Here is a 14,736-nt window from a genome sequence, read left to right as displayed (position 1 = left end):
TACGTTCGCACTTCGTGCACGGGTTCGCATGAAGCGCTTTCTTTCCAAGCAGGGTGGTGCCGGGTCGTGCTGAGGTGCGTGGGCGCGCCGAGGGGGCGCGGGTGGTGCCGTGATGCCTGGTCGTGCCGTGCGTTCAGCCCGCGTACGGGTCCTGCACCTTGCCTGAGCGAGCCAGGAACTCGAAGTCGCAGCCGGTGTCGGCCTGCGTGATCTGCTCGTTGTAGAGCGCGCCGTAGCCGCGCTCGTACCGGGTGGGCGGCGGCGTCCAGTCCGCCCTGCGCCGCTCCAGCTCCTCGTCGTCCACGTGGAGGTGGAGGGTGCGCGCCTCTACGTCGAGGGTGATGGAGTCGCCGGTGCGGACGAGGGCGAGCGGCCCGCCGATGTACGACTCCGGTGCCACGTGCAGCACGCATGCGCCGTAACTCGTGCCGCTCATCCGGGCGTCGGAGATCCGGACCATGTCCCGGACGCCCTGCTTGAGCAGGTAGTCGGGCAGCGGCAGCATCCCGTACTCGGGCATGCCCGGGCCGCCCTTGGGGCCGGCGCCCCGCAGCACGAGCACGTGCTCGGGGGTGATGGCGAGCGACGGGTCGTTGATGGTGCGCTGCATGGTCTTGTAGTCGTCGAAGACGACGGCGGGACCGGTGTGCTTGAGCAGGTGCCGTTCGGCGGAGATGTGCTTGATGACGGCACCGTCCGGGCAGAGGTTGCCGCGCAGCACGGCGACGCCGCCCTCCCCCGCGACCGGGTTGTCCCGAGTGCGGATGACGTCGTCGTCGTGAACGACGGCGTCCCCGATCTGCTCTCCCAGGGTTCCGTTGACGGTGGGCCGGTCCAGGTGCAGCAGGTCGGTGATCCGCGAGAGGAAGGCGGGCAGACCACCGGCGAAGTAGAAGTCCTCCATGAGATACGTCTGTCCGCCGGGCCGGACGTTGGCGAGCACCGGCACGGTGCGGGCGACGCGGTCGAAGTCGTCGAGGGTGAGCTCGATCTGGCAGCGCCCCGCCATCGCGATCAGGTGGATGACGGCGTTGGTTGAGCCGCCGAGCCCGAGCACCGTGGTGACGGCGTCCTCGAAGGCCTCGCGGGTGAGGATCCGGGACGGCTTGAGCGCGGTCCAGGCGAGCTCCACGGCACGGCGCCCGGAGGCGGCGGCCATCCGCTCGTGCCCGGAGTCGACGGCCGGGATCGAGGAGGCGCCCGGCAGCGTCATACCGAGGGCTTCCGCCGCCGCGGTCATCGTCGACGCGGTCCCCATGGTCATGCAGTGCCCGGGTGATCGCGCCAACCCGCCCTGCAGATCCCTCAGTTCGCAGTCGGTCAGGTTGCCCGCGCGGTGCTCGTCCCAGTACTTCCACATGTCGGTGCCGGACCCAAGGGTCTCACCGCGCCAGTGGCCCGGCAGCATCGGCCCCGCCGGCACGAAGATCGCCGGTACGTCGGCCGAGGCCGCGCCCATGAGCAGCGCGGGCGTCGACTTGTCGCAGCCGCCGAGCAGCACCGCCGCGTCGATCGGGTACGACCGCAGCAACTCCTCCGTCTCCATCGCGAGCAGGTTGCGATAGAGCATCGGGGTCGGCTTCTGGTACGTCTCCGACAGCGTGGCGACCGGGAACTCCAGCGGGAAGCCGCCGGCCTGCCACACCCCCCGCTTGACCGCCTCGGCGCGCTCGCGCAGATGGACATGGCAGGGATTGATGTCGGACCAGGTGTTCAGGACGGCGATCACCGGGCGGCCCCGGTACTCCTCCGCCTCGTAACCGAGCTGGCGCATCCGGGCGTTGTGCGACCAGGTGCGCAGCTGGCCCTCGGCGCCGTACCACTGGTGGCTCCTGAGGTCCTCGGGACGCAGCCTGCCGGTCATATCGACCACCCCGCGGCGATGGCGGCGACCTCGGCGCGCTCGCTCTCCGGCAGCGGCTTGCTCGGCGGCCGGACCTCGCGGCGGCACAGTCCGAGGGAGGCGAGGGCCTCCTTGACGACGGTGACGTTGTTGGCGGAGCCGCTGTCGGCGCGCAGTTCCTCGAAGCGGCGGATCTGCTCCCAGACCTTCATGGCGGCCGGGTAGTCGCCGGAGCGCAGCGCCTCGATCATGTTCAGGGAGACGGCGGGGGCGACGTTGACGAGCCCCGAGGTGAAGCCGGTGGCGCCCGCGGAGAAGTAGGAGGGGGCGTAGGGCTCGGCGAGGCCCGCCACCCAGACGAACCGCTCAAGACCGGCGTCACGGGCGAAGGCGGCGAACCTGGCTGCGTCCGGGACGGCGTACTTCACCCCGATGACGTTCGGGCAGGCGTCGGCGAGTTCGGCGAGCCGGGCACCGGTGAGCTGCGGGTTGCGGACGTACGGAACGACGCCCAGCTCGGGCACGGCCTCGGCGACGGCACGGTGGTAGTCGACCCAGCCGCCCTGGGAGACGTAGGGGTGGACGGGCTGGTGGACCATCACCATCTGGGCGCCGAGTTCACGGGCGTGCCGGGCGGAGGCGATGGCGGTCGGCACGTCGTGTCCGACCCCGACCAGGACGACGGCCCGGTCCCCTGCCTCGTCCATGGTCAGCTCGGTGACCAGGCGGCGCTCTTCGGGGGTCAGGGCGTAGAACTCGCCGGTGTTGCCGTTCGGGGTGAGGGTCGTGATGCCGCCGTCGAGCAGACGGCGCAGCAGGGCCCGGTAGGTGTCCTCGGCGACGGAGCCGTCCTCGGCGAACGGGGTCACCGGGATCGCCACCACGTCGGCCAGGGCCGCCCGCTGGGTCTCGAACGCCACGCTGCTCATTGCTGACCTTCCTGTTCCAGTCCTGCCTCGGGGAAAGCGCGCCGTACGAAGGACGCGATGTGGGAGTGGAGGGCACGGGCCGCGCCGTCGGCGTCGCCGTCGAGGGCGAGCCGGAGGATCTCGCGGTGCTCGCCGGCCTCCCGCTCCCAGGAGGGCGAGGCGGCCCAGGCGACGGCGGAGACCAGGGCGGCCTGGTCGCGGACCTCGTCGAGCATCCGGCCGAGCAGCGGGTTGCCGCACGGCAGGTACAGGGAGCGGTGGAACTCCCGGTTGGCGAGGGAGCGTTCGGCGGTGTCGATGGCCGCGTCGGCCCTGGTCAGCGCCTCGCGGGCGGCGTCCAGGGAGGCTCCGCGCTGTACGGCGCGCTTCAGCGCCTCGGGTTCCAGCAGAAGCCGTACGTCGTAGACCTCGCGCGCCATGTCCGCGTCCACCAGACGCACGGTGACGCCCTTGTACTGGCTCATCACGACCAGCCCGGTCCCGGCGAGGGTCTTCAGGGCCTCGCGCACCGGGGTCTTCGACACCCCGAACTGTGCGGCGAGCTCGGTCTCGACCAGCGCCTGCCCCGGCGTCAACTGCCCGGTGAGGATGCGGTGTTTGATCCCCTCCAGCACGAACTGCGTGCGGGAGGGGATCGGCGTGGGCACAGAGGTCATGCGCGCCTCTCGGATCTCGCGTCTCGACGGATCGCGTATGGGATCTCGCGTATCGCGTCTCATATATGACGTACGAAGTACGACGCGATGACGGTAGGAGGGCGCGTGTGGTTCGTCAATGCTTTCGACAAAGGAAGGGGAAATCGCTTTCTACGGTCGGGGCGTCCACCCCGGCTCCCGCCCGCTCAGCCCCACCGCCCGGTCCAGCAGCGCCGCGTCCGCCTCGACACGTACGACGGGGCCGAAGATCTCGGGGCGGTCCGGCTCGTCGGCGGCGGCCGCGAGGAAGCCGTGGCAGACCTGGAGGGCGGCCGGGTCGGGGGCGTAGGACTGGCCGGTCGCGCGGGCCAGGTCCCAGCCGTGGATCACCAGCTCGTCGGTGGCGACGAGGCCCGCGATCTCGCCGGGCAGGTCCACGCCTCCGGCGCGGGTCATGCCGGTCCACGCGGCCGGGGCGCGCCAGGCCTCGGCCAGTTCGCCGAGCACCTCGGGCAGCTCCTCGCGCCAGCCCCGGCCGAGCTCGGGCAGGGCGGAGCCCGGGTCGGTGTCGGTCGTGACGCCCAGGTCCTTGCGGCCGGCGTCGCGGAAGGCGACGGCGAGCCCGGCCAGATGGGCCAGCACATCGCGCACCGCGTACTTCGGGCAGGGCGTCGGGGCCGCCAGCTGCTCGTCGGTGACGCCCTCGGCCAGGCGCGCCACGACAGCGGCCTGCGGTCCGAGGTCGAGGGTCGGGGTCTGGGTCGTGTCGGTCATCGGCTGCTCCTCCTGGTTCCGTTCCTGGGAGGTGGACCGACTCCGGCGACGGAACTCATCGCCACGGAATCGTGGCCCATGGCCGTCCAGCCTAAAATGTATATAGGGGTTATTCCAGGCACCTTCGGTGGCAGGTGGTGCGTGATGACACAGGACGTCGAGCTGAGACTGCATCTGGAGTGCGAGCTGGCCGATGAGCCCGTGCGCGTGTTCCGAGAGCTGACCGACCCCACGGAAGTGGCCCGCTGGTGGGGCCCCGACGGGTTCAGCACCCCGAGTGTGGAGATCGACCTGCGCCCCGGTGGCGCCTACCGGATCGCGATGCGGCCCCCGGAAGGCGAGCTGTTCCACCTGGTGGGCGAATACATCGACGTCGATCCCCCGGTAGGCCTGTCGTACACCTTCCGCTGGGAGGATCCCGACCCCGAGGACCGGGAGACGGTGGTGACGCTGTCGCTGTACGACACCGACGTCAGACAGTCCCACCTCACCCTCGACCAGGGCGACTTCGCCACGGAGCGGCGGCGGGCCCTCCACGAGGAAGGCTGGATCCAGGGCCTCGGCAAGCTCGGGGAAATGCTCGCCTCACAATGGGACTGATCGCTGCCCCCACGCTGGAATTAAGGCACCCTCCCGATCCCTCCGCACGGTCCTTAGCCGCACGATGACCAGGCATGACGACGAAGACGACCTGGCCTCTCCTGCGCGTCCTGCGCGACCGCGACGCGGGGATCTACCTCTCCTCCGTGGTGGTCTCCGGCTTCGGCACCTCGGCCCTGTGGCTGGTGTCCGGCGTCTGGGTCAAGGACCTCACCGGCTCGGACGGCCTGGCCGCGCTGTGCGTGCTCGCCATGTGGCTGCCGACCCTGGCCGGACCGCTGCTGGGCACCCTCGCCGACCGGGGCCGCCGCAAGCCGCTGCTGATCGGCGTGAACCTGCTCCTGAGCGCCCTGCTGCTCACCCTCGTGAGCGTCGACGCCCCGGGCGACCTGTGGCTGCTGTACGCGGTGCTGTTCGTGTACGGCGCGGCGGGCGTCGTCCATGACGCGGCCGAGGCGGCGCTCGTGGCCGACGCCGTCGACCCGTCCCTGCTCGGCGACTTCAACGGGCTGCGCATGACGGCCACCGAGGGCATGAAACTCCTGGCCCCGCTGGCGGGCGCGGGCCTGTACGCGGCCTACGGCGGTGCGAGCATCGCCCTTCTGGACGCGGTGACGTTCGTGCTGGCCACGGGGCTGTACGCGCTGCTGCGGGTCCGGGAGCAGAAGCCCGCGCCACCGACCGGAAGCCGGCGGAAGCGGACCGTCGAGGGCGCCCGCCACCTCTGGTCCCACCCCGTGCTGCGCCCCCTGGTCCTGGCGGGCGGCGGGACCATGCTGTGCGCCGGGGTGAACGGGGCGATGATCTACGCCGTCGTCGACGGCCTCGGGCACTCCCCCGCGTACGCCGGTCTGCTGTACGCCGTCCAGGGCGCCGGGTCGGTGGCGATCGGCCTGCTCTCCGGCACGGCCCTGCGCCGACTGGGCGAGCGGCGCTTCGCGGTGTACGGCATCGCCCTGCTGTCCGTCGCGGTGGCCCTGCGCGCGGTGCCGTCCGGCCCACTGGTGCTGCTGTGCAGCGCGGCGATCGGCGCGGGCCTGCCCGCGGTACTGATCGCCACCCTGACCTCGGTGCAACGCGAGACCCCCGGCCCGCTGCTGGGCCGTGCCACCGCCACGGCCAACACGCTGGTGTACACCCCGAACGTGATCGGCCTGGCCGCCGGGGCGGCCCTGGTCGAGCTGACCGACCACCGGCTCGTCCTGGTGGCCCTGGGCGCGGCCCTGCTGACGACGGCCGCCCCGCTGCTCCCACACCCCGCACGGGCGGAACGGACCGTGCCGAGGCCACCGTCGGACGCCGACTTGGCGTGACAGAACCACAGCTCGAGGGCGCCCAGCCACCGGAGGCGGGCGGCCTTGGGCACAGCTCCCCTGGCGACCGCCAACCCCGCCTGACAAAACCGCTGTTCGATGGCACCGAGCCACCGCGGCGGCCCCGACGCGTCAGCGGCCCGCGAGGACGGAGCGAACCGCCTCCAGGTCGGCGTCCGACGCCAACCCGGCGTGATAGAGCCGCAGTTCCGTGGCGCCGAGCCGGTGGGCCTCTGCCGCGTCGCCGGCGAGGGTGTCGGGGCTGCCGCCCATGCCCGAGACGACGGGGAAGTTCGCGGCGATGACGGCGCCCTCCTTGCCCTGGCGCGCGAACGGCGTCAGAGTGCCGGGGCCGCCCGCGCAGGGCACGACCACGCCGTCCGCGACGGAGAGGATGTGCGCCGGGTCGACGCCGGGGTTGGCGCCGACGTGGTAGGATACCGGGTCCGCGTGCAGCAGCACCTGGAAGCCGTCGGGGGCGGCGGCCCGGACCGCCGAGACCGCCTGTTCCTGCAGCGTGCGGGCGGTCTCGTCGCGGTACGCGCGCGTGGTGTTCGCGAGCGTCTCGCCGAGGAGCTTCTCGATGCCCGGCCAGCCCCCGTCGGAGGGCGTCACCCCCTGCCAGACCGGCTCCAGCGCGGTCCGCACGGCGGCGGCCAGCTCGTCGGCGTCGAGGCCGTGCCGGCCGTAGCCCTCCCGGCAGGACGGGCAGAAGCACAGCGCCATCAGGTACTGCCCGGCGTCCCCGAGGCCGATGCCGCCGGTCTTGTCGTGGGCGTGCAGATGCTCCAGGCCGTACCAGCCGAGGGATTCCAGCTCGGTGCCCCGCGCCCCGGGCCGTACGGCCGCCTCCGCCGCCAGGTCGGTCAGGTACGCGCGCGTGGCGTGCTGGGCGATGCACGGCGCCCAGGGGTAGCGGTCACCGTAGGCGTTGACGACCGAGGTGTCCGGGTGCTCGGCGCCGAGGCGGGAGTTGTGGGCGAGGACGACCCAGGTGTGCACCTCCAGGCCGGCGTCCGCGAGAGCGACCGCGGCCTCACCGAAGGCGTCCCCGAGGGCCCAGGCACCGGCCGCGTAGGGGCGCAGCTCCCGCCCCTCCCAGCGGTCGTCCGCCGGGTAGAGCACGGAGGCGTGCTCGGCGGTGACGATGCGGTGGCGCGGATGGCGGGGCGTGAGGGCGCGCGTGGAGTGGTAGGCGGCGGCGAGCGTCACCTGCTCCACGCCGAGCGCGGCGATCCGCGCGGGCGCCTCCGGATCCCCGTTGACGTCCCAGGGGTAGACGAATGCCGACGCCTTCATCGGGCCTCCTCCAGCAGCGCGTAGCCGCGTTCGATCAGTTCGGCGAGCTGCTTGACATGATCCTCGGTCGGCTCGTGCAGCGGGGGCCGTACCTCGCCCACGTCGAGGCCGCGCAGCCGTACACCGGCCTTGACCAGGGCGACGGCGTAGCCGCGGCCCTGGTCGCGCAGTTCGACGAACGGGCGGAAGAAGCCGTCCAGCAGCTTCTGCACGGTCCGCTCGTCGCCGTTCCCGAGGGCCCGGTGGAAGGCGAGGGCCAGCTCGGGCGCGAAGCAGAACACGGCGGAGGAGTAGAGCGTGACGCCGAGGGCGCGGTAGGCGAGCTGGGTCTGCTCGGCGGTCGGCAGACCGTTGAAGTACAGGAAGTCGCCCGGGACCTCCACGCGCACCGCGCTGATGACGCGCTGCATGAGGTCGAGGTCGCCGAGCCCGTCCTTGAGGCCGATGATCCCGTCCGTGCGGGCCAGTTCGACGACGGTCTCCGGCGTGAAGACAGCGTTGTCGCGCTGGTAGACGACGACGGGCAGGGCGGTCGCGGCGGCCACTTCCCGGTAGTGCCGCAACAGCCCCTCCTGCCCGGCGACGACGAGGTAGGGCGGCATGGCGAGCAGCCCGTCCGCCCCGGCGGCCTCGGCGAGGCGGGCGTAGCGCACGGCGAGCGCGGTGCCGTACCCGGCGCCCGCGACGACCGGCACGCGCCCCTCGGTCGCCTCGACGGCCGCCCGGACGCACCGCTCGAACTCCTCGGGGGTGAGCGCGTGGAACTCGCCGGTGCCGCAGCAGGCGAACACGGCGGCGGCTCCGGCCTCGACCCCGCGACGTACATGCGTGCGGTAGGCGTCGAGGTCCACGGAGCCGTCGGGGCGGTACGCGGTGACCGGGAAGAACAGCGGTCCGCTGGGGATGGTGAGCCGAGCGGCGAGCGGGGCTGACGTCACGAGCTCTCCCGGTTCCATATTCATGATTGGCGTCTATATTTCTGAACACCTCCACGCTAAGGCGCCCCCTCGGTGCCGGTCAAGCGCGCGAACCCGCGACGCACCAGCGGATTCGCTGCTCCCACGACATACTTGACGGGCTCCACCCCGGCTCCATAGCGTGTCCACGCATATGAATGCCGTGCACCCATGTACACGGCGGCCCATTCAAGGAGACCCGAGGATGCCCGCTCCCCGCACCGTTCTGCTCACCGGCGCCGCCGGCGGCCTCGGCACCCTGATGCGGGACCTGCTCCCGGCCTACGGCTACGAGCTGCGCCTGCTCGACCTGCGCCCGATCGAGGACGCGCCGAACGCGATCGTCGCCGACCTCGGCGACAAGGAGGCCGTGCGCGAGGCGGTCCGGGGCGTCGACGCGATCATCCACCTCGCGGGCATCTCCCTGGAAGCCCCCTTCGAGAAGATCCTCAAGGCGAACATCGAGGGCACCTACCACCTGTACGAGGCCGCCCGCGAGGAGGGCGTCGGCCGGATCGTCTTCGCCTCCTCCAACCACGCCGTCGGCTACACCCCGCGCCCCCAGGGCGACGACCCGCTGATCCCCGTCGACACCCCGCACCGCCCGGACACCTTCTACGGCCTGTCCAAGTCCTTCGGCGAGGATCTCGCGCAGTTCTACTGGGACAAGCACGGGATCGAGACGGTCTCGGTGCGCATCGGCTCCTGCTTCGCCGAGCCCACCAGCGTGCGCATGCTGTCGGTGTGGATGAGCCCGGCCGACGGCGCCCGCCTCCTCCACGCGAGCCTGACCGCCGAGAACGTCGGCCACACCATCGTCTACGGCTCCTCCGCCAACACCCGGCTCTGGTGGGACCTCACCACGGCACGGGCGCTCGGCTACGACCCCCAGGACGACTCCGAGCCGTTCGCCGGGAAACTGATCGCCGAGCAGGGCGAGCTGCGGGACGGCAACGAGGCGCACGCCTACCTGGGCGGCCAGTTCGTGACAGACCCGCCGATCTGGCCGTACTGACCTGAAGACATCACCTCGGGCGACGGGCGGGCAGAGAACGGGCCCGCCCGTCGGCATATCCGGGCACCCGCTGCGCCCCTGGCCGTAGGCGCGCAAGCGCCACGCCCAGGGGCGCGGGGAACTGCGCGACCAGCCACGACGAACCCGCGGCCGCCACACCACCGCACCGCCTGGGCTCATAGGCCCGCCTCGCCCGAACGGGCACACACGGGCAGCATCGAGCCCGCATCAGACCTGGTCACCACACCCGACCCCCTGTAGAACTTCCCCAAGGCCCGACCGAGGGCCCGAACGGGCAGCACAGCAGGAGGCGGGTGACGGCCATGAACAGAACCGCGGAAGAACGTCAGCGCGAGATCGTGCTCGTCGCACGCCGCGACGGCTCGGTCGACGTCACCGCGCTCGCCGGCGAGCTGGGCGTGGCCAAGGAGACCGTACGCCGGGATCTGCGCGTCCTGGAGGACCACGGCCTGCTCCGCCGCACCCATGGCGGCGCCTACCCCGTGGAGAGCGCCGGCTTCGAGACGACGCTCGCCTTCCGCGCCACCAGTCACGTCCCCGAGAAGCGCCGGATCGCGGCCGCCGCGGCCGAGCTGCTCGGGGACGCCGAGACCGTCTTCGTCGACGAGGGCTTCACCCCGCAGCTCATCGCCGAGGCACTCCCCAGGGACCGGCCGCTGACCGTGGTCACCGCGTCCCTGCCGGTCGCGGGCGCACTCGCCGAGACCGACACCGTCTCCGTCCTGCTGCTCGGCGGCCGGGTCCGCTCCGGCACCCTCGCCACCGTCGACCACTGGACGACGAAGATGCTGGCCGGCTTCGTCGTCGACCTGGCGTTCATCGGCGCCAACGGCATCTCCCGCGAACACGGCCTCACCACCCCCGACCCGGCCGTCAGCGAGGTCAAGACCCAGGCGATCCGGGCCGCCCGCCGCACGGTCTTCGCCGGCGTGCACACCAAGTTCGGGGCGGTCAGCTTCTGCCGGTTCGCCGAGGTCGGCGCGCTGGAGACGATCGTGACGAGCACACTGCTGCCGACGGCCGAAGCCCACCGCTACTCACTGCTCGGACCCCAGGTCATCCGGGTCTGACCCCCACACCGACGTCCCGCACCGACATCCCCCATCGGGCGCAGCCATGCCCTGAACTGCCCTTTATATCCCCATACATCCAGGAGCGATCCATGCGAACCCAGAGCCGACGACGGCCACCGCGAGCCACGCTCGCCGCGGCCGCCGCAGGGACGCTGCTCGCCCCGCTGCTCTCCGGCTGCTGGGTCGGCGCGGGCGGGGCCGGATCCGGCGGCGACGCCATCAACGTCCTCATGGTCAACAACCCCCAGATGGTCGAGTTGCAGAAGCTGACCCGCGCCCACTTCACCAAGGAGACGGGCATCAAGGTCAACTTCACGGTCCTGCCGGAGAACGACGTCCGCGACAAGATCAGCCAGGACTTCGCCAACCAGGCCGGCCAGTACGACGTCGCCACCCTGTCCAACTACGAGATACCGATCTACGCCCGCAACGGCTGGCTGCACGAGATGAACGGCTACGTCGCCGAGGACCCGGCCTACGACGAGCGGGACGTCCTGAAGCCGATGCGCCAGTCCCTCACCGCGGAGGACGGCAAGCTCTACGGCCAGCCCTTCTACGGCGAGTCGTCGTTCCTGATGTACCGCAAGGACGTGTTCGAGAAGCAAGGCCTGACGATGCCCGCGCACCCCACCTGGCAGCAGGTGGCGGACCTCGCGGCGAAGGCAGACGGCGCCGAAGCGGGCATGAAGGGCATCTGCCTGCGCGGCCTGCCCGGCTGGGGCGAGGTGATGGCGCCCCTGACGACGGTCGTCAACACCTTCGGCGGCACCTGGTTCGACAAGGGCTGGAAGGCGCGGCTCGACTCACCCGCCTTCGAGAAGGCGACGAAGTTCTATGTCGACCTGGTGCGCGAGCACGGCGAGTCCGGCGCCGCCCAGTCCGGCTTCGCCGAGTGCCTGAACAACATCACCCAGGGCAAGGTCTCCATGTGGTACGACGCCACCTCCGCGGCCGGATCCCTGGAGGCGGCGAACTCCCCCGTCAAGGGCAAGATCGGCTACGCCCCCGCCCCCGTCGAGAAGACGAAGTCGTCCGGCTGGCTCTACACCTGGGCCTGGGGCATCCAGAAGTCCTCCCGCAACCCCGACAACGCCTGGAAGTTCGTCTCCTGGGCGTCCGGCAAGGGCTACGAGGAACTGGTCGGCGACACGTCCGGCTGGTCGAACGTCCCGGCCGGCAAGCGAGCGTCGACGTACGCCAACGCCGACTACCGCAAGGAGGCCGCCGCCTTCCAGGAGATGACCAAGGAGGCCATCGAGGGAGCCCGGCCCGACGATCCCGGCGTGCAGCCGCGGCCCGCGCCCGGCATCCAGTTCGTCGGCATCCCCGAGTTCACCGACCTCGGCACCAAGGTCTCCCAGGAGATCAGCGCGGCCATCGCCGGACGCCAGTCCGTCGAGTCGGCCCTGAGGAAGTCCCAGCAGCTCGCCGAGAAGATCTCCGAGGAGTACGAGGGACGATGACCGCCACGACAACGGCCCCCGTGGCCTCCCCCGAGCTCCGCACCCCGGTCCGCCGGCCCTCCGCCCGGCTGCGCGCCTGGGCCACCCGGGCCCCGCTGCTCCCCGCCCTGATCTTCATGGTCGTCGTCACCCAGCTGCCCTTCGTGGCCACGCTGGTGATCTCCTTCTTCGACTGGAACGCCCTCTATCCCGACGCCCGGCACTTCACGGGCCTCGACAACTACCAGGAGGTCCTCACCGACGCGGACCTGCGCCACTCGGTGTGGACGACCGTGCTGCTGACGGTGGCGGTGGTCCTGGCCAGCCTGGTGCTGGGACTCGTCCTCGCCCTGCTGCTGGACCGGAGGTTCCGCGGCCGTGGCATCGTCCGCACCCTGCTGATCGCACCGTTCCTGGTGGTCCCGGTGGCAGCGGCCCTGCTCTGGAAGCATGTGCTCTACAACCCTGAATACGGCCTGCTCAATGGGTTGTTGCACTATGTGGGCGGCCCACAGCCCGACTGGATCTCCCGCACCCCGCTGCTCGCGGTCGAGGCCTCCCTCGTCTGGCAGTGGACGCCGTTCATGATGCTGATCCTGCTCGCCGGCCTGCAGAGCCGCGACCACGAGCAGGTCGAGGCGGCCCGGGTCGACGGCGCGAGCGACTGGCAGATCTTCGTCCACCTGACACTCCCCCACCTGCGCCGCTACCTCGAACTGGGCGCCCTGCTGGGCTCGATCTACATCGTCCAGAACTTCGACGCGGTCTTCACGATCACGTCCGGGGGCCTCGGCACCGCCAACCTCCCCTACACCGTCTACCAGAGCTTCTACCAGGCCCACGAGAACGGCCTCGCCTCGGCCGCGGGCGTCCTGGTCGTCATCGGTTCGATCATCATCGCGACCTTCGCCCTGCGCGTGGTGTCGTCCCTGTTCCGCGAGGAGGTGTCCCGCGCATGAACGTCGTACGCCGCAACAGCATGGGCCTCATGGCCTGGCTGGCCGGGATCGTGTTCTTCCTGCCCATCGCCTGGATGGCCCTGACGTCCCTGCACTCGGAGGCCGACGCGGCGACCAACCCGCCCTCCTTCGCGGCCTCCCTCACCCTGGACGGCTACCGCGAGTTCTTCGGCGCCGGCGGCGGCGCGAGCCCCTGGCCGGCGCTGATCAACTCGGCGGTCGCGTCACTGGCCTCGACCCTGCTGGTCCTGCTGCTGGCCTTCCCGGCGGCGTACGCGCTGTCGATCAACCGCGTCCGCAAGTGGACGGACGTCCTGTTCTTCTTCCTCTCCACGAAGATGCTGCCGGTGGTCGCGGGCCTGCTGCCGATCTACCTGTTCGCGAAGAACGCCGGGATGCTCGACAACATCTGGCTGCTGGTCATCCTCTACACGTCCATGAACCTGCCGATCGCGGTGTGGATGATGCAGTCCTTCCTCGCCGAGATCCCGGTAGCGGTGATCGAGGCGGCGAAAGTCGACGGCGCCAGACTGCCTACCGTCCTCGCGCGCGTGGTCGCCCCGATCTCCCTCCCCGGTATCGCCGCGACGGCGTTGATCTGCTTCATCTTCAGCTGGAACGAGCTGCTCTTCGCACGGGTGCTGACCGGCGTGGTCGCCGAGACCGCCCCCGTCTTCCTGACCGGCTTCATCACCAGCCAGGGCCTGTTCCTGGCGAAGGTGTGCGCCGCGTCGCTCGTCATCTCCCTGCCGGTGCTCGCCGCGGGGTTCGCCGCCCAGGACAAGCTGGTCCAGGGCCTGTCGTTGGGAGCCGTGAAATGAAGGCCGCCGTCATCGAGTCCGTGGGCAAGGCCGTCGTCGCCGAGGTCCCGGACCCGACGCCAGGGCCGCGCGAGGTCGTCGTGGAGGTGGCCGCCTGCGGCCTCTGCGGCACCGATCTCCACATCCTCCAGGGGGAGTTCGCCCCGAAGCTGCCGATCGTGCCCGGGCACGAGTTCGCCGGTGAGGTCGTCGGGGTCGGCAACCGGGTCACCGAGGTGTCGGTGGGCGACCGGGTCGCGGTCGACCCCTCGCTCTACTGCTACGAGTGCCGCTACTGCCGTACGGGCCACAACAACCTCTGCGAACGCTGGGCGGCGATCGGCGTGACGACGGCGGGCGGCGCCGCGCAGTTCGCGGTGGCCCCGGTGGCGAACTGCGTGAAGCTCCCGGAACACGTCCGCACGGAGGACGCGGCCCTCGTGGAGCCGCTGTCCTGCGCGGTCCGCGGCTACGACGTGCTCCGGTCCCGCCTCGGCGCGCACGTCCTGATCTACGGCTCCGGGACGATGGGCCTGATGATGCTGGAACTGGCCAAGCGCACGGGCGCGGCGAGCGTGGACGTCGTCGACGTGAACCCGGCCCGTCTGGAGACGGCCCGCCGCCTCGGTGTCTCGGCGTCGGCCGCGAACCCCGACGAACTCGACCGTCCGCAGGGCTGGGACCTGGTCGTCGACGCCACGGGCAACGCGGCGGCGATCCAGGACGGCCTGGACCGGGTGGCGAAGGCGGGCACGTTCCTGCAGTTCGGCGTGGCCGACTACGCGACCCGCGTGACGATCGACCCGTACCGCATCTACAACCAGGAGATCACCATCACGGGCTCGATGGCGGTGCTGCACAGCTTCGAGCGGGCGGCGGAGCTGTTCGGGAACGGGGTGCTGGACCCGGAGATCTTCATCAGCGACCGCATCCCGCTGGAGCGGTACCCGCAGGCGCTGGAGCAGTTCGCGGCCGGCGTGGGCCGGAAGATCGTGGTAGTGCCGTAGGAAGGCCTGACCGGTCAAACGGCGCGTGGGATGCGACCCTCTCCGGCCGCACCCCACGCGTCCCCCGAGT

General features: G+C 71.2%; 14 protein-coding genes. 8 read left to right on the top strand and 6 right to left on the bottom strand.

Going from position 1 to position 14,736, the window contains the following annotated elements; translation table 11 throughout:
* Positions 1 to 133: 133 nt before the first annotated feature.
* From araD to ACZ6I3_RS04310, 4 genes are all read right to left on the bottom strand, one after another.
* Complete coding sequence (araD, locus tag ACZ6I3_RS04325) at positions 134 to 1,864, bottom strand: L-arabinonate dehydratase (protein WP_469411528.1); 1,731 nt, start codon at positions 1,862 to 1,864, stop codon at positions 134 to 136.
* Positions 1,861 to 2,772: a dihydrodipicolinate synthase family protein gene (locus ACZ6I3_RS04320; protein WP_469411526.1), complete on the bottom strand. Its 912-nt coding sequence runs from the start codon at positions 2,770 to 2,772 to the stop codon at positions 1,861 to 1,863. Before ACZ6I3_RS04320 ends, araD begins: the two co-directional genes overlap by 4 nt.
* Positions 2,769 to 3,428 (bottom strand): GntR family transcriptional regulator, encoded by a 660-nt coding sequence (locus ACZ6I3_RS04315; protein WP_469411525.1) that lies wholly within the window; start codon positions 3,426 to 3,428, stop codon positions 2,769 to 2,771. The genes ACZ6I3_RS04320 and ACZ6I3_RS04315 overlap by 4 nt, the downstream gene beginning before the upstream one ends.
* A gap of 150 nt (positions 3,429 to 3,578) precedes the next feature.
* Positions 3,579 to 4,181, bottom strand: coding sequence for a TIGR03086 family metal-binding protein (locus tag ACZ6I3_RS04310; RefSeq protein ID WP_469411523.1), 603 nt, complete (start codon positions 4,179 to 4,181; stop codon positions 3,579 to 3,581).
* Positions 4,182 to 4,325: 144 nt separating this feature from the next.
* Here ACZ6I3_RS04310 and ACZ6I3_RS04305 point away from each other — a divergent pair, with 144 nt between their 5' ends.
* Both ACZ6I3_RS04305 and ACZ6I3_RS04300 read left to right on the top strand, forming a co-directional pair.
* Complete coding sequence (locus ACZ6I3_RS04305; protein ID WP_469411522.1) at positions 4,326 to 4,781, top strand: SRPBCC family protein; 456 nt, start codon at positions 4,326 to 4,328, stop codon at positions 4,779 to 4,781.
* Positions 4,782 to 4,855: 74 nt separating this feature from the next.
* The gene (locus ACZ6I3_RS04300) at positions 4,856 to 6,094 is read left to right on the top strand and encodes an MFS transporter (RefSeq protein WP_469411520.1); all 1,239 of its coding nucleotides are present in this window, start codon (positions 4,856 to 4,858) and stop codon (positions 6,092 to 6,094) included.
* Between the two features lie 132 nt (positions 6,095 to 6,226).
* Here the strand turns inward: ACZ6I3_RS04300 and ACZ6I3_RS04295 are convergent, their stop codons facing one another.
* Together ACZ6I3_RS04295 and ACZ6I3_RS04290 are read right to left on the bottom strand one after the other, a co-directional pair.
* The gene (locus tag ACZ6I3_RS04295) at positions 6,227 to 7,393 is read right to left on the bottom strand and encodes a hypothetical protein (RefSeq protein ID WP_469411518.1); all 1,167 of its coding nucleotides are present in this window, start codon (positions 7,391 to 7,393) and stop codon (positions 6,227 to 6,229) included.
* Positions 7,390 to 8,331: a 5-dehydro-4-deoxyglucarate dehydratase gene (locus tag ACZ6I3_RS04290; protein WP_469411517.1), complete on the bottom strand. Its 942-nt coding sequence runs from the start codon at positions 8,329 to 8,331 to the stop codon at positions 7,390 to 7,392. The genes ACZ6I3_RS04295 and ACZ6I3_RS04290 overlap by 4 nt, the downstream gene beginning before the upstream one ends.
* A gap of 223 nt (positions 8,332 to 8,554) precedes the next feature.
* Between ACZ6I3_RS04290 and ACZ6I3_RS04285 the strand changes: the two genes are divergently transcribed.
* The 6 genes from ACZ6I3_RS04285 to ACZ6I3_RS04260 all read left to right on the top strand — a co-directional run bounded on the left by ACZ6I3_RS04285 (position 8,555) and on the right by ACZ6I3_RS04260 (position 14,666).
* Positions 8,555 to 9,364, top strand: a complete 810-nt coding sequence (locus ACZ6I3_RS04285; protein ID WP_469411516.1) for an NAD-dependent epimerase/dehydratase family protein — start codon at positions 8,555 to 8,557, stop codon at positions 9,362 to 9,364.
* Positions 9,365 to 9,687: 323 nt separating this feature from the next.
* The gene (locus ACZ6I3_RS04280) at positions 9,688 to 10,455 is read left to right on the top strand and encodes a DeoR/GlpR family DNA-binding transcription regulator (RefSeq protein ID WP_469411514.1); all 768 of its coding nucleotides are present in this window, start codon (positions 9,688 to 9,690) and stop codon (positions 10,453 to 10,455) included.
* Positions 10,456 to 10,547: 92 nt separating this feature from the next.
* Positions 10,548 to 11,921: an ABC transporter substrate-binding protein gene (locus ACZ6I3_RS04275; protein ID WP_469411512.1), complete on the top strand. Its 1,374-nt coding sequence runs from the start codon at positions 10,548 to 10,550 to the stop codon at positions 11,919 to 11,921.
* Positions 11,918 to 12,859, top strand: coding sequence for a carbohydrate ABC transporter permease (locus tag ACZ6I3_RS04270; RefSeq protein ID WP_469411510.1), 942 nt, complete (start codon positions 11,918 to 11,920; stop codon positions 12,857 to 12,859). Before ACZ6I3_RS04275 ends, ACZ6I3_RS04270 begins: the two co-directional genes overlap by 4 nt.
* Positions 12,856 to 13,680: a carbohydrate ABC transporter permease gene (locus ACZ6I3_RS04265; RefSeq protein ID WP_469411509.1), complete on the top strand. Its 825-nt coding sequence runs from the start codon at positions 12,856 to 12,858 to the stop codon at positions 13,678 to 13,680. The genes ACZ6I3_RS04270 and ACZ6I3_RS04265 overlap by 4 nt, the downstream gene beginning before the upstream one ends.
* Positions 13,677 to 14,666 carry a zinc-dependent alcohol dehydrogenase family protein gene (locus ACZ6I3_RS04260; RefSeq protein WP_469411507.1) on the top strand — a complete coding sequence of 330 codons (990 nt, stop codon included), beginning with the start codon at positions 13,677 to 13,679 and terminating at the stop codon, positions 14,664 to 14,666. The genes ACZ6I3_RS04265 and ACZ6I3_RS04260 overlap by 4 nt, the downstream gene beginning before the upstream one ends.
* Positions 14,667 to 14,736 lie beyond the last annotated feature (70 nt).

The sequence above is a fragment of the Streptomyces sp. NPDC041940 genome (assembly GCF_055589465.1).
The sequence above is the reverse complement of the archived record's forward strand: the minus strand, read 5'-3'. Positions and strand labels throughout refer to the sequence as shown.

Bases quoted from the DNA above. Each gene is read 5' to 3' on its own strand.
- ACZ6I3_RS04315 (WP_469411525.1), bottom strand. From the start codon at position 3,428: ATGACCTCTGTGCCCACGCCGATCCCCTCCCGCACGCAGTTCGTGCTG.
- ACZ6I3_RS04310 (WP_469411523.1), bottom strand. From the start codon at position 4,181: ATGACCGACACGACCCAGACCCCGACCCTCGACCTCGGACCGCAGGCC.
- ACZ6I3_RS04285 (WP_469411516.1), top strand. From the start codon at position 8,555: ATGCCCGCTCCCCGCACCGTTCTGCTCACCGGCGCCGCCGGCGGCCTC.
- ACZ6I3_RS04270 (WP_469411510.1), top strand. From the start codon at position 11,918: ATGACCGCCACGACAACGGCCCCCGTGGCCTCCCCCGAGCTCCGCACC.
- ACZ6I3_RS04320 (WP_469411526.1), bottom strand. From the start codon at position 2,772: ATGAGCAGCGTGGCGTTCGAGACCCAGCGGGCGGCCCTGGCCGACGTG.
- araD (WP_469411528.1), bottom strand. From the start codon at position 1,864: ATGACCGGCAGGCTGCGTCCCGAGGACCTCAGGAGCCACCAGTGGTAC.
- ACZ6I3_RS04300 (WP_469411520.1), top strand. From the start codon at position 4,856: ATGACGACGAAGACGACCTGGCCTCTCCTGCGCGTCCTGCGCGACCGC.
- ACZ6I3_RS04275 (WP_469411512.1), top strand. From the start codon at position 10,548: ATGCGAACCCAGAGCCGACGACGGCCACCGCGAGCCACGCTCGCCGCG.
- ACZ6I3_RS04260 (WP_469411507.1), top strand. From the start codon at position 13,677: ATGAAGGCCGCCGTCATCGAGTCCGTGGGCAAGGCCGTCGTCGCCGAG.
- ACZ6I3_RS04295 (WP_469411518.1), bottom strand. From the start codon at position 7,393: ATGAAGGCGTCGGCATTCGTCTACCCCTGGGACGTCAACGGGGATCCG.
- ACZ6I3_RS04305 (WP_469411522.1), top strand. From the start codon at position 4,326: ATGACACAGGACGTCGAGCTGAGACTGCATCTGGAGTGCGAGCTGGCC.
- ACZ6I3_RS04265 (WP_469411509.1), top strand. From the start codon at position 12,856: ATGAACGTCGTACGCCGCAACAGCATGGGCCTCATGGCCTGGCTGGCC.
- ACZ6I3_RS04280 (WP_469411514.1), top strand. From the start codon at position 9,688: ATGAACAGAACCGCGGAAGAACGTCAGCGCGAGATCGTGCTCGTCGCA.